14 protein-coding genes are annotated in these 12576 nt (G+C 71.4%); 7 read left to right on the top strand and 7 right to left on the bottom strand.

The window, feature by feature from the left end:
* Positions 1–61: 61 nt before the first annotated feature.
* Positions 62–994, bottom strand: coding sequence for a cation diffusion facilitator family transporter (locus tag PHZ_RS18470; RefSeq protein WP_012523885.1), 933 nt, complete (start codon positions 992–994; stop codon positions 62–64).
* A gap of 127 nt (positions 995–1121) precedes the next feature.
* On the opposite strand from PHZ_RS18470, the gene lpdA reads away from it, so the two are divergent.
* The 3 genes from lpdA to PHZ_RS18455 are packed head-to-tail and all read left to right on the top strand — an operon-like array spanning position 1122 to position 3331.
* Entirely contained in the window at positions 1122–2528 is a 1407-nt protein-coding gene (gene lpdA, locus PHZ_RS18465) for a dihydrolipoyl dehydrogenase (RefSeq protein WP_012523884.1), read from the top strand.
* Positions 2510–2962: a GNAT family N-acetyltransferase gene (locus tag PHZ_RS18460; protein ID WP_012523883.1), complete on the top strand. Its 453-nt coding sequence runs from the start codon at positions 2510–2512 to the stop codon at positions 2960–2962. Before lpdA ends, PHZ_RS18460 begins: the two co-directional genes overlap by 19 nt.
* A gap of 60 nt (positions 2963–3022) precedes the next feature.
* A complete protein-coding gene (locus PHZ_RS18455) occupies positions 3023–3331 on the top strand; it encodes a hypothetical protein (protein ID WP_041373699.1) in 309 nt (102 codons plus the stop codon).
* A gap of 3 nt (positions 3332–3334) precedes the next feature.
* On the opposite strand, the gene PHZ_RS18450 is transcribed toward PHZ_RS18455, so the two are convergent.
* Genes PHZ_RS18450 through fsa form a run of 3 tightly spaced genes read right to left on the bottom strand, consistent with a single transcriptional unit; the run spans position 3335 to position 5598 of the window.
* Entirely contained in the window at positions 3335–4261 is a 927-nt protein-coding gene (locus tag PHZ_RS18450) for a tyrosine recombinase XerC (protein WP_012523882.1), read from the bottom strand.
* A complete protein-coding gene (locus PHZ_RS18445) occupies positions 4246–4929 on the bottom strand; it encodes a DUF484 family protein (RefSeq protein WP_012523881.1) in 684 nt (227 codons plus the stop codon). Before PHZ_RS18445 ends, PHZ_RS18450 begins: the two co-directional genes overlap by 16 nt.
* A gap of 15 nt (positions 4930–4944) precedes the next feature.
* Positions 4945–5598 (bottom strand): fructose-6-phosphate aldolase, encoded by a 654-nt coding sequence (gene fsa, locus PHZ_RS18440; protein ID WP_012523880.1) that lies wholly within the window; start codon positions 5596–5598, stop codon positions 4945–4947.
* Positions 5599–5661: 63 nt separating this feature from the next.
* Here fsa and PHZ_RS18435 point away from each other — a divergent pair, with 63 nt between their 5' ends.
* Positions 5662–7821: a primosomal protein N' gene (locus PHZ_RS18435; protein ID WP_012523879.1), complete on the top strand. Its 2160-nt coding sequence runs from the start codon at positions 5662–5664 to the stop codon at positions 7819–7821.
* A gap of 3 nt (positions 7822–7824) precedes the next feature.
* Here the strand turns inward: PHZ_RS18435 and PHZ_RS18430 are convergent, their stop codons facing one another.
* Positions 7825–8622 (bottom strand): TerC family protein, encoded by a 798-nt coding sequence (locus tag PHZ_RS18430; protein ID WP_012523878.1) that lies wholly within the window; start codon positions 8620–8622, stop codon positions 7825–7827.
* Positions 8623–8836: 214 nt separating this feature from the next.
* Between PHZ_RS18430 and PHZ_RS22840 the strand changes: the two genes are divergently transcribed.
* The 3 genes from PHZ_RS22840 to PHZ_RS18420 all read left to right on the top strand — a co-directional run bounded on the left by PHZ_RS22840 (position 8837) and on the right by PHZ_RS18420 (position 11194).
* Positions 8837–9028 carry a hypothetical protein gene (locus PHZ_RS22840; protein WP_148216913.1) on the top strand — a complete coding sequence of 64 codons (192 nt, stop codon included), beginning with the start codon at positions 8837–8839 and terminating at the stop codon, positions 9026–9028.
* A gap of 96 nt (positions 9029–9124) precedes the next feature.
* A complete protein-coding gene (locus tag PHZ_RS18425) occupies positions 9125–9799 on the top strand; it encodes a CHAP domain-containing protein (protein WP_012523877.1) in 675 nt (224 codons plus the stop codon).
* A gap of 180 nt (positions 9800–9979) precedes the next feature.
* The gene (locus tag PHZ_RS18420) at positions 9980–11194 is read left to right on the top strand and encodes a pentapeptide repeat-containing protein (RefSeq protein ID WP_049758458.1); all 1215 of its coding nucleotides are present in this window, start codon (positions 9980–9982) and stop codon (positions 11192–11194) included.
* A gap of 15 nt (positions 11195–11209) precedes the next feature.
* On the opposite strand, the gene PHZ_RS18415 is transcribed toward PHZ_RS18420, so the two are convergent.
* Together PHZ_RS18415 and PHZ_RS18410 are read right to left on the bottom strand one after the other, a co-directional pair.
* A complete protein-coding gene (locus tag PHZ_RS18415) occupies positions 11210–12088 on the bottom strand; it encodes a crotonase/enoyl-CoA hydratase family protein (RefSeq protein ID WP_049758336.1) in 879 nt (292 codons plus the stop codon).
* Between the two features lie 56 nt (positions 12089–12144).
* On the bottom strand, positions 12145–12576 hold the full coding sequence (locus tag PHZ_RS18410; RefSeq protein WP_012523874.1) for a DUF488 domain-containing protein: 432 nt from the start codon (positions 12574–12576) through the stop codon (positions 12145–12147).

The following is a 12576-nucleotide window of genomic DNA, read 5'->3' as shown; positions in this document are numbered from 1 at the left end:
CTCGCGCGAATCGATTCCAGCCTCAACTGCGGCTGGTCGCCTTAAGGGCTCGTTTACGCTGTCAGGTTTTCGCCTCGGCGAAGGCGCCGCCATGCGGCTCGGCCCGGCCGCGCGGGTCGGCGTGGATGAGGATGTCCGCCGACGGGAAGCGCTCGAGCAGCCGCTTCTCGGCCGCCACGATCACCCCGTGGGCGGCCTCCAGGCTGAGGTCCGGGTCGAGGTCCACGTGCATCTGAATGTGGACGAAGGGGCCCGATGTCCGCGTGCGCAGCTGGTGCACGCCGGTGAGCCGCGGATCGGCGGTGATCAGCCGCACGATCTCGGCGCGGGTCTCGTCGGGCAGCTCCCGGTCCATGAGCTGCGCCGAGGCTTCGCGGAACACGCCGACCGCGCCCCAGAGCAGCAGCGCCGCCACGGCGATGGCGGCGATCGCGTCCAGCCCGTTGACGCCCATCAGCGCCGCGCCCGCGATGCCGACGAGCACGATCAGGTTGGACGCCAGGTCCGAGAAGTAGTGCGCCCGGTCCCCTGAGACGGCGACGGAGGACGTGCGGCGCAGGACCCGGGTCTGGGCGGTCACCAGCGCCAGGGTCAGCGCGATCGAGACCACCATCACCGCCACGGCCCAGCCCTCCCGCTGCAGCGGGTGCGGGTCCAGGAGGTCGCCGATGGCTTCGCGGGCGATCAGGGCCGCCGACGCGAACACCAGGCCCGCCTGCATCAGGCTGGCGAAGGCCTCGGCCTTGCCGTGCCCGAACCGGTGCTCGGCGTCGGGCGGAGTGGCGGCGTAGCGGACGGCGAAGAACGTGACGAGCGAGGCCACCAGGTCGAGGCCCGAGTCCGCCATCGAGGCCAGCAGCGCGGTGGAGCCCGACGCCGCCCAGGCGATCGCCTTGATCGTCACCAGCACCGCCGCCGTCGCCACGGACAGCGCGGTCACCCGCCGGGTCAGGGCCGCCGTCTCCTGCGGTGAAAGGGCGTGCATCCCGCTCATGGCCCACCCATATCGCTGCTTGCGGCGGTCGCGAAGCCGTCCCGAATGCGCTCGGGGGGCCTCGGCGGTTGACCTTGGGCGCTTCGGGCCTAGTTTGCGCCCCCATTTCGGAGACTTGAGCGGACCGATGGCTGAGACCACCACCTACGACGTCGTGATCATCGGGGGCGGGCCCGGCGGCTACAACGCCGCGATCCGGGCGGGCCAGCTGGGCCTGAAGGCGGCGTGCGTCGAAAGTCGCGGGACCCTGGGCGGCACCTGCCTCAACGTGGGCTGCATGCCCTCGAAGGCGCTGCTGCACGCCTCCGAGCTCTATGCGGCGGCGGGGAACGAGTTCGCCAAGCTCGGCATCGAGGTCCAGCCCAAGCTCAACCTCGGCCAGATGATGCAGCAGAAGGCCGACAGCGTCGGCCAGCTCACCAAGGGCATCGAGTTCCTGTTCAAGAAGAACAAGGTCGACTGGGTGAGGGGCAAGGGCCGCATCGCCGGCGCCGGCAAGGTCGAGGTGACCGCCGAGGACGGCGCCGTCACGACCCTGCAGGCGAAGAACATCGTCATCGCCACCGGCTCCGAGCCTTCGACCCTGCCGGGCGTGACCGTGGACCAGCAGCGGATCGTCGACTCCACCGGCGCGCTCTCGCTGCCCGAGGTTCCCAAGCACCTGATCGTCATCGGCGCCGGCATCATCGGCCTGGAGCTGGGCTCGGTGTGGCGCCGGCTCGGCGCCAAGGTGACCGTGGTCGAGTACCTGGACCGCATCACCCCCGGCATGGACGCCGAGGTGGCCAAGACCTTCCAGCGCTCGCTGACCAAGCAGGGCTTCGAGTTCAAGCTGGGCGCCAAGGTCACCGGCGCGAAGGCCTCGAAGAAGGGCGTCACCCTCACCTACGAGCCGGTCGCGGGCGGCGCGGCCGAGACCCTCGAGGGCGACTACGTCCTGCTGGCCATCGGCCGGCGTCCCTACACCGACGGCCTCGGTCTGGAGAGCGTGGGGATCACGCCCGACAAGCGCGGCTTCATCCCGACCGACCACTTCCGAACCTCGGCCGAGGGCGTCTGGGCCATCGGCGACGTGATCCTGGGCCCGATGCTGGCGCACAAGGCCGAGGAGGACGGGGTCGCCTGCATCGAGATGATCGCCAAGGGCTACGGCCACGTGGACTACAACCTGGTCCCGAGCGTGGTCTACACGGCCCCCGAGGTCGCCTGGGTCGGCAAGACCGAGGAGCAGCTCAAGGAAGAGGGCCGCGCCTACAAGGCCGGCAAGTTCCCCTTCACCGCCAACAGCCGGGCCAAGATCAACCACGAGACCGAGGGCTTCGTGAAGGTGCTGGCCGACGCCGCCACCGACGAGATCCTGGGCGTGCACATGATCGGCCCGCACGTCTCGGAGATGGTCGGCGAATACTGCGTGGCCATGGCGTTCCGCGCCGCGTCCGAGGACGTGGCCCGCACCTGCCACCCGCATCCGACCCGGTCCGAGGCCCTGCGCCAGGCCGCCATGGGCGTCGAAGGATGGACGATGCAGGCCTGAAGCCCGGCCCCCTCAAGGGGCTGACGGTCCGCCCCGCGAGGCCGGGGGACCTGCCCGCCTGCGCGGACCTGTATGTGCGCGTCCTGCGCGAGACCTTCACCTGGCTGCCGCCCGAACGGCACCGCGCGGCGGATTTCCTGCGCGCCGCGCGGGTCGAGGAAATCTATGTGGCGGTGGAGGGCGCGCGGATCCTCGGGCTAGCCGCCTTCTACCGGCCGCAGAACTTCATCCACTCGCTGTACGTGGACGAGCGCGGACGGGGGATAGGCCGGGCGCTGCTGGATCACCTGGCCGCCGTCGCCGACGGGCCCCTGTCGCTGAAGTGCCAGGCGGCGAATGTCCGGGCCCAGGCCTTCTACGTCCGCGAGGGCTTCCGCTGCACCGAGACCGGCTGCGACAACGAGGTCGCCTGGCTGCGCTTCGTGCGTGGCTGAAACTTCACTTGGCCACCTGCGGTTGAGGGGGCAGCATGAGGCTCAGACAGGAGGCCCGAGATGCTCGCACTTCTCGCCGCGACCGTAGTGGCCGCCGCCCAGCCGGCGCCGCAGGTAAAGGTCTATCGCGGAGCCCCGCCGGCGGGTGCGGAGCTGCCGATGCACATGCGCGCCGTCGCGTGCGGGGTCTGGGACGCCCAGCCGGTCCGTCGGGACGCGCCGTCCGGCGATGCGCAGCGGTTGGACGAGCTGCCGCCCGCCAACCACGAGCTGACCGTGCTGCGCCTCGACGAGAAGGGGTGCTCCAAGCCGGTGGTCGTGCGCGAGAACGTCAGCGGCGACGGGCGCTTCGCCAAACCGCGGGATTGAGCCTCAGGCCCTCGGATGGGCCGCCGAATAGGCGCTGAGCAGGGCGGCGGCGTCGACCTCGGTGTAGCGCTGCGTCGTCGACAGCGAGGCGTGGCCCAGCAGCTCCTGGATCGACCGCAGGTCCGCCCCGGCCCCCAGCAGGTGGGTGGCGAACGAATGGCGCAGGGCATGCGGCGTGGCGCTGGCGGGAAGTCCCAGGCGGCCGCGCAGCTGCTGGACGGTCGCCTGCACGTGGCGCGGGCTCAGGGGGCCGCCGCGCTTGGCCCGGAACAGCGGCTCGTCGGGAGCGAGCCCGAAGGGGACCTGGGTCAGATAGGCGTCCACCGCTTCGCGAACCGCTGGCAGGACCGGCACGATCCGGGTCTTGGCCCCCTTGCCGGTGATGCGCAGCTGCTCGGGGAGGGGCGCGTCGGACCGCCGTAGCGAGAGCGCCTCCGAGATCCGCAGGCCGCAGCCGTAGAGCAGGGTCAGCACCGCCTGGTCGCGGGCGGCCTCCCAGCCCTCGCGGTCGGGGTCGAACGCCGGCTCGGCGATCAGGCCGATCGCCTGGTCCTCGCTCACCGGCCGCGGCGCGCCGGGCTTGACGCGCGGGCCGCGCACGAGGCCGACGGCGGCGTTCGGAATCTCCAGCCGCCGGTCCAGGAACCTGTGGAAGGTGCGGATGGCCGACAGCGCCTGGCTGAGCGAGCGCGGCGACAGGGGCGTCTCGCCCGAGCGAAGGTGGGCGAGCCAGGCGCGGACCTCCCCGGCGGTGACCGATCCCAGGTCCTTCGCCGACAGCGCCTCCCCGCGATGCCGCTCGAGGAAGGCGAGGTAGCGGGCGACGACGAAGCCGTAGGCCTCCAGCGTCCGGGGCGAGGCGCGCCGTTCGTGCTCCAGGCGCCCAAGCCAGGCGGCCCGGGCGTCGAAGGCGGTCAGAGGAGCGGCCATCGCTCGGCCGTGCGCTCGACCACGCGGGCGAGGAAGGCCACGAGTTCGGAGCCCATGTCGGGGGTGAAGCCTTCGGGATCGGCCGAGCCGAAGGCGAGCAGCCCCGTGCGCGAAGGCTCCCAGATCGCCATCCGGACCATAGCCATCGAACCGATCTCGGGGCCGACGTCGCCGAACAGGCCCAGGGCCGTAGGGGCGAAGCCCATGCGCGCCAGGCGCTGCGGCCCGCCCAGGATCATGTCCACCTGACCATCCACCAGATGCCGCCAGCCGGCGGGCGGGGCGCCCTCGACCTCCAGGGCGATCAAGCCGGCGGCGAGGCCGAAGCGGGTGCGCGCCAGCTCGTCCACGCGCCGGGCGAGGTCGGAATGGTTGCGCGAGTCCAGCAGGTCCACGACGGCGCCGTGGGTCTGGGCCTGGGCCGAGAAATTGGCCCGCGCGGTCTCCTCCAGCAGCTGGCGCATCTCGGCCTCGCGCTGGTGCGCGGCGTGGACGCGGGCGAGCGCGGCGGGGCCGAAGTCGACGACGTTGCCGGCGGCGACCTTCAGGCCGAGCTCGGCCAGCAGGCCGTCGTCCTCGCGCAGGAACTCGGGATTGTCGGACAGGAACCGGCGGACCTCGTCGGGCGAGAGCGCTTGGGCCGTCAGCTCACCCTGGGATCCGTCCATTCCGCTACGCCTTTCCTACAGGATCGACTGGCCCGTCTTGGCCCAGTCGGCGAGGAATTGTTGAAGCCCCTTTTCGGTTAACGGGTGCTTGAAGAGGGCCTGGAACACGTCGGGCGGGATGGTGGCGCAGTCGGCGCCGGCGAGGGCCGCTTCCTTCACGTGGGCGGACGTGCGGATCGAGGCGGCGAGGATCTCGGTGTCGAAGTCGTAGTTGTCGTAGATCGCCCGGATCTCGCTGATCAGGTCCATGCCCTCGGCGCCGTGGTCGTCGAGGCGGCCGATGAACGGGCTGATGTAGGTGGCGCCCGCCTTGGCGGCGAGCAGCGCCTGGGCCGCCGAGAAGCAGAGCGTCACGTTGGTCTGGATGCCCTCGGCGCAGAACTCGGACGTGGCGATCAGGCCCTCCCGGGTCAGCGGCACCTTCACCACGACGTTGGGGGCGACGCCGGCCAGCTTGCGGCCCTCGGCCAGCATGGTGTGGACGTCGGTCCCGGCGACCTCGGCGCTGACGGGCCCCTCGACGATGCCGCAAATCTCGGCGATCACCTCCAGCATGTTCCGGCCGGACTTGGCGATCAGCGACGGATTGGTGGTGACGCCGTCCACCAGGCCGGTGGCGGCGAGGTCCTTCAGGACGGCGACGTCGGTGGTGTCGAGGAAGAGCTGCATACTTGGCGCCTTGAGCTTGTTCGGCCCGCTTGTAGCCGCCAAGAGGGGCGGAGCGAACCCCCGATGAGCCGCATCGCCTCCGTCCTCATACCCATGCCCCTGCCCGAGGCCTTCGACTACGAGGCGCCGGAGGGGATGGCGCTCGCGCCCGGCGATCAGGTGGCCGTGCCGCTGGGCCCGCGGCTGATGCGCGGCGTGGTGGCCGCGATCCGCGACGGCCATGGGGGCAACCGGCCGCTGAAGCAGGTGGCCGAGCGCCTGGACGAGCCGCCCCTGCCGCCCGGGGCCCTGGAGTTCGTCCAGTGGGCCGCGCGCTATTCCGTCGACGCGCCCGGCCAGCCGCTGGCGATCGCGCTGCGGGGCGCCCGCGCGCCCAAGCCGAAGCCCGTGCGGATGCTGGAGGCCACCGGCCGCGCGCCGGGCCGCACGACCCCGGCCCGGACGAAGGTGCTGGAGGCGGCGACGGGTCCCATGACCGCGGCCGACCTGGCGCGGGCCGCCGGCGTCTCGGCGGGGGTCGTGAAGGGTCTGCTGGACGAGGGGTGCCTCGCCGAGCGGCTGGTGACAGAGGACGCCGCCTTCGATCCGCCGGACCTGGCGCGCAAGGGCTCGGAGCTCAACGCGAGCCAGGCCGCCTCGGCCGGAGCCCTAGCGGACATGGTCCGGGCGGGCGGGTTCTCCGTCGCCCTGCTGGACGGGGTGACCGGCTCGGGCAAGACCGAGGTCTACCTCGAGGCCGCCGCCGCGGCCCTGGCGGCGGACCCCGAGGCCCAGGTCCTGATCCTGCTGCCCGAGATCGCCCTGACCCAGGCGGTGATCGCCCGGGTGACGCACCGCTTCGGCGCCCGTCCCGGCGAGTGGCACTCGGACGTCGCGCCACCGGCCCGCCGGCGGGTCTGGGAGGCGGTCGCCTCCGGAACCTGCCGCATCGTCGTGGGCGCCCGCTCGGCCCTGTTCCTGCCGTTCCGCAAGCTGCGGCTGATCGTCGTCGACGAGGAGCACGACAGCTCGTTCAAGCAGGAGGACGGCTTCATCTACCAGGGCCGGGACCTCGCCGTGGCCCGCGGCAAGATCGAGGGGGCGGCGGTGGTGCTGGCTTCGGCGACGCCGTCGCTGGAGACCCTGCGCAACGCCGAGGCGGGCCGCTACCGCTGGCTGCGGCTCTCAGCCCGGCACGGGACCGCCCGGCTGCCGGACATCGAGCTGATCGACCTGAAGGCCACGCCGCCCGAGCACGGCCGCTGGCTCTCGCCGCCGCTGGTCGCCGCCATGGCCGAGACCTACGGACGCGGCGAGCAGACGCTGCTGTTCCTGAACCGCCGGGGTTATGCGCCCCTGGTGCTGTGCCGCGCCTGCGGCGAGCGCATGACGGCGCCCGACACCGACAGCTGGCTGGTGGAGCACCGCTACTCGGGCCGGCTGGTCTGCCACCTGACCGGCTTCTCGATGCCGAAGCCGTCGGCCTGCCCCCACTGCGGGGCGAAGGACAGCCTGGTCTCCATCGGTCCCGGCGTGGAGCGGGTCGAGGAGGAGGCGCGGCAGCTCTTCCCGCAGGCGAGGATCGCCGTCTTCTCGTCGGACACGGTGTTCGACGCCCGCGAGGCGCGGCGCCTGGTCGAGGCGATGGCGGCCGGCGACATCGACATCCTCGTGGCCACCCAGGCGGCGGCCAAGGGGCACAACTTCCCGAAGCTGACCCTCGTCGGCGTGGTGGACGCGGACCTGGGCCTGCGCGGCGGCGACCTGCGGGCCGCCGAGCGGACCTACCAGCTGCTGGCCCAGGCCACGGGGCGCGCGGGCCGCAAGGACCGTCCGGGCCGCGCCCTGCTGCAGACCTACGCGCCCGAGCATCCGGTGATGCAGGCGCTGAAGGCCCAGGATCGGGACGCCTTCGTGGAGGCCGAGATGGCCGAGCGCGAGGCGGCCGGCCTGCCGCCGTTCGGCCGGCTGGCCGCGGTGATCGCATCGGGTCCCGACGCCGCCCAGCTCGACGCCTTCACCCAGGCCATGGCCCAGGCGGCGCCCAACACGCCGGGGGTCGAGGTCTACGGCCCCGCGGACGCCCCGCTCGGGCTGGTGCGGGGGCGACGGCGCAAGCGGTTCCTGGTGCGCGCCGACCGCGGCGTGGACCTGTCGGCCTACATGGCGGCCTGGCGGGCCCGGGTCCGGCCCCCCGGACAGATCCGGGTGGCCATCGACATCGACCCGTACAGCTTCCTGTAGCGGCTAGTGCCTGGCTTCGGCGTCGGCGCCTTTCCGCGCCACCGCCTTGCGGGCCAGCATATTCAGCGCCTCCACGCCCGCCGAGAAGGCCATGGCCGCGTAGATGTAGCCCTTGGGCACGTGGAAGCCGAAGCCGTCGGCGATCAGCACGGCGCCAATCATCAGCAGGAAGCCCAGGGCCAGCATGACCACGGTCGGGTTCTTGTTGATGAAGTTCGCCAGCGGGTCGGCGGCCAGCAGCATCACGCCCACGGCGACCACGACCGCGGTGACCATGATCGGCAGGTGGTCGGTCATGCCGACGGCGGTCAGGATCGAGTCCACCGAGAACACCAGGTCCAGCAGCAGGATCTGGAAGATCGCCGAGCCCATGTTGGAGATCACCTTGGAGTCGGCGTCCATCACCCCGTGAGTGGCGGCCGGGTCGACCTTCTCGTGGATCTCGTTGGTGGCTTTCCACACCAGGAAGAGGCCGCCGGCGATCAGGATCAGGTCGCGCCAGGAGAACGACAGCTCGAACATCGGCTCGCCGTGCTCGCCGGGCGGGCCCTGCCAGGGCAGCTCGAAGACCGGCTGGGTGAGGCCGACGATGAAGGCCAGGGTGGAGAGCAGGGCCAGGCGCATGATCAGCGCCAGCGAGATGCCGATGCGCCGCGCCCTTTGGCGCTGATGCTCGGGCAGCTTGTTCGAGAGGATCGAGATGAAGATCAGGTTGTCGATCCCAAGCACCACCTCCATCACGATCAGGGTGATGAGGGCGGCCCAGGCGGCCGGGTCGCTGAGCAGCGCGGCGATGTCCATTCAGGGGGTCTCCGAAAATCCAGCTTCGCTAGATAGCGTATCGGGCGGTCGCGCCTAGTCCTGCCGAACGGCGGCGTGCGGGCGCCCGGAAATGCGGCGTTCCGCCGCTGCTCTCAAGTTCGTGATCGCAATGTCTTTTGTCTTGGCGACCCGCCGTAGTGACGGCCGCCGGGGCGGGCGGCGCGCGTGTTTCGATTTGTTTCAGCGCGCGCACATGGGCGACATCGCGGCAGCGCGAAGTCCAGATCCGCTGAAGACCGGGGCCCGTCGAGCTCAAATACAGTTCATCCGCGATGTCGCGCTGGCGAACGTGCTTAAGTTCATGAAGATGAACGGTCTGTTCTTCTGGCATGACTTGAGGTGTTCGATCCGGATCGGCGGGCGCCGCCGGCGGGGCTGTGGATAAGTTCCTCTGGCCGACCGGGCGGGGCCCGTAAACCCTCTTTTCACTCAAGCGCAGATAAGGTTATCCCTTCGCCCAGTTTCGGGGAGTCGCCAGAACATGCGCAAACGGATGAGGACCCTTGCGGGTTCCTTGGCCGCTGCGGCCGTTATGGCCTTCGCGCCGGCCGGAGCCATCGCTGACACCTACTGGCAGTGCGTGCCGTTCGCGCGCCTGATCTCGGGCATCCAGATCTTCGGCGATGCGCGCACTTGGTGGCAGCAGGCCGCCGGCAAGTACGAAACCGGTTTCCAGCCGCGGGCGGGCGCTGTCCTGTGCTTCAAGCCCACGTCTCGCATGCGGCTGGGCCACGTGGCCGTGGTCAGCCAGGTGCTGACCGACCGCGTCGTCCAGATCACGCATGCCAACTGGTCGCCGATTGAAGGCTCGCGCGGCAAGGTGGAGAAGGACGTCACGGTGATCGACGTCTCCCCCGACGGCGACTGGAGCCAGGTGAAGGTCTGGTACGACCCCAGCGGCGACCTCGGCGGCTCCACCTATCCGACGCATGGGTTCATCTATCCCGACGCCACGGCTCGCGTGCTGGCCGCCTCGGGCCTGTCGAAGGTCCAGAACGGCATGATCGCGGTCGCCCAGTCGGCCGCCAGCCAGATGGGCGCGGCGGTGCGTCCCGGCGCCGGCCCGATCGGGGTGCTGACCCAGGCCGCCGACTCCACCGACCGCATCGCCGCCCTGATCGCGGCGGCCGCCCGCGGCGAGACCCCCGGCAACTAAGTCTTCTTCCTGGCTGAGCGTTCGGCCCGGGCGTTCGCGGCGAACGCCTGCCGGCGCGCTCGCGCATGGGGCCCTGCGCGCCCGGGCGTGGAGCGGGCGCTTGCGTAAACGGCTCTTAGGGTTGTCGCGAAACCGTTCCTTAAGCGCGGGACGAGCATGGTCGCCGCCTCGAAGGACCCCATGCAGAGCCAAGCCCAACAGCACCATCTGGCCATCGACGCCCAGACGTTGCGCGAGGCGCTGGAAGCCCATCAGCGCTACCTCGCCGGTCGCTCGGGCGGCCGGCGGTTCTCGATGACCTACGCCGACCTGTCGAACTGCTCGCTCGAGGGCGTCGACCTGCGCGATGCGGATCTGGCGGGCGTGAAGCTGGAAGGCGCCATGCTGGCGCGGGCCAATCTCTCTCGCGCCATCCTGTTCGGAGCCGACCTGCGCGAGGCGGACCTGCGCGGCGCGAACATGAAGCGGGCCGACCTGCGCGGCGCCTGCCTGAAGGGCGCGAACCTGTCGGGCGCCGAGCTCGCCGGCTGCGACCTGCGCGAGGGCCGCATCGCCCTGCAGGACAAGCTGGACGGCTTCCGGATCCTGCGCCACGAGCACCGCCCGGGCGAGCTGAACTACGCCGTGCTGTCGGGGGCGAACCTCGCAGGCGCCCAGATGGCCGGCACCGTGGCCATGGCCAGCGACTTCACCGACGCCAATCTCACCGGCGCCGTCCTGGCCGGCGCGCGCCTGACGCGGGCGGTGCTGGACGGGGCGGACCTGTCGGGCGCCGACCTCGGCGGCGCCGACCTCACCGGCGTTTCGCTGAAGCGGGCCGTGCTGGCGGGCGCCAATCTCGACCAGGCCCGGCTCGAGGACGTCGACCTCTCGGAGGTGCTCCGCGCGCCGCCGCCGATCGTCTACGTCGACGACCGGTCGCTGGAAGAGGTGCTGGCGGACCACGAGGCCTACTGCGACAGCGACGGCGCCCGCGGCGCGGTCATGAAGCTGGAGCAGGTGGACTTCCGGCCGCTCAAGAGCCTGCGCCGCCGCAAGCTGACGGCGCTGTCGGCGCCGCGCTCGATCTTCTTCGGCATGGACCTGGAGGGCGCCCAGCTGCAGGGCGCCGACCTGACCGGCTGCGACTTCCGCGGGGCGATCCTGCGCGAGGCCGATCTGCGGGGGGCCCGGCTGATGGACGCCCAGCTCACCCGCGCCGACCTGCGCGGCGCCAAGATGGGCCCGCTGATGATCGCCCCCGGCCGGTTCGTCCGCACCGATCTGACCCGCGCGGGCCTGAAGCAGGCCGACATGCGCGGTGCGCACGCCCACAAGGCCCGCCTGCTGGAAGCGGACATGCAGGGCGCGCTGATGGCCGGCTGCGACCTCAGCGCGGCCGAAATGGAAGTCTAGCCGCCGCGGGCGGCGTCACATCTCCTTGCGGAGCGGGGCGAGGTCCGGGAAGTCGGCCTCGCGCTTCTCGGCCTTGGCCTTGAACGCCTCGGCCATGTGCGGCCCCGAGAACATCCCCGTCTGCCAGACCGCGATGTAGTCGAGGGCGTCGGCGATGGAGTGGTCGCGGGCGTAGTTGATCATCACCTTCGAGCCGGTCACCGCCAGCGGCGCCTTGGACGCGATCTCCCGGGCCGTGCCGAGCGCGTGCTCCAGCAGTTGCTCGTGGGTGTCGAACACCTCGTTGACGAGGCCGATCTCGCGCGCCTTCTGGGCCGGCAGCCTGCGGCCGGTGTAGGCCAGCTCGCGCACCCAGCCCTCGGGGATCAGCTTGCACAGCCGCGGGAAGGTCCCGACGTCGGCGGTCATGCCGATGTTGATCTCCTGGATCACGAAGAAGGCGTCGGCGGTGCAGTAGCGGATGTCGCAGGCGCTGGTCATGTCGACCGCCCCGCCGATGCACCCGCCCTGGATCGCCGCGATCACCGGGATGCGGGCCTGGTCGAGGCAGGAGAAGGAGTCCTGCAGCAGGCGGACGTGGTAGCGCATGGCCTCGGCGTTGACGTGCTTGTCCTGCGACGCCGGAGCCGAGGTCGAGCCGCCGCCCTGGAACACCGCCAGGTCCATGCCGGCGCAGAAGTGCTTGCCGGTGGACGAGATCACGATGCAGCGGGCCCGCGCGTTGTCGCTGATGTCGCGCACGATCTGCGGCAGCTCGTTCCAGAACGCCCGCACCATGGTGTTCAGCGCCTCGGGCCGCTTCAGCCGGATATGGGCGACCTTGTCCTCGATCGTGACGTCGAAGCAGGTCCACTCGGTGGTGGTCACGTCGATGGCCGAGACTGGGGCGTTCATGGCGTCCTCCTTGCGCGGCGCCATCATCGGCCCGTGACCCGCGGGAAGCCAAGCGGCTAGAGGTCCTCCACCTCGAAGGGGAGGGCTTCGCACATCCGTTCAGCCACGATCCGGCGGTGGCAGCCGCGGGCCTCGGCGCAGAAGCAGAGCAGGGCGGCCTTGCGGTCCCTGGCGATCTCCACGGCCTGGGCGAGCTGCAGCTGGGCCTGGGGCTCCTTCAGGTGCTCCTCGAAGATCGCCCGCATCTCGGCGGTGCGGCCCTTCCGGGCGGCCTCGCGGCCGGGCTTGGGCGTGCCCAGCGCCCGCAGGTGGACGTAGTCGACGCCTGCGTCCTCGAGGCTGGCCGACAGCAGGCCCTTGGAGAAGCCGGCCCGGCGCGAGGCGGCGACGGCGCGCACGTCGATCACCACCTCGATCCCGGCGTCCTGCAGCTTCCGGATCACGGCGGCCTGGGGCGCGGCCTCATAGCCGATGGTGGCGAGCTTCAT

Source organism: Phenylobacterium zucineum HLK1, from assembly GCF_000017265.1.
Classification (GTDB): Bacteria; Pseudomonadota; Alphaproteobacteria; order Caulobacterales; family Caulobacteraceae; genus Phenylobacterium; species Phenylobacterium zucineum.
This window is presented reverse-complemented; position numbering and strand designations above follow the sequence as displayed.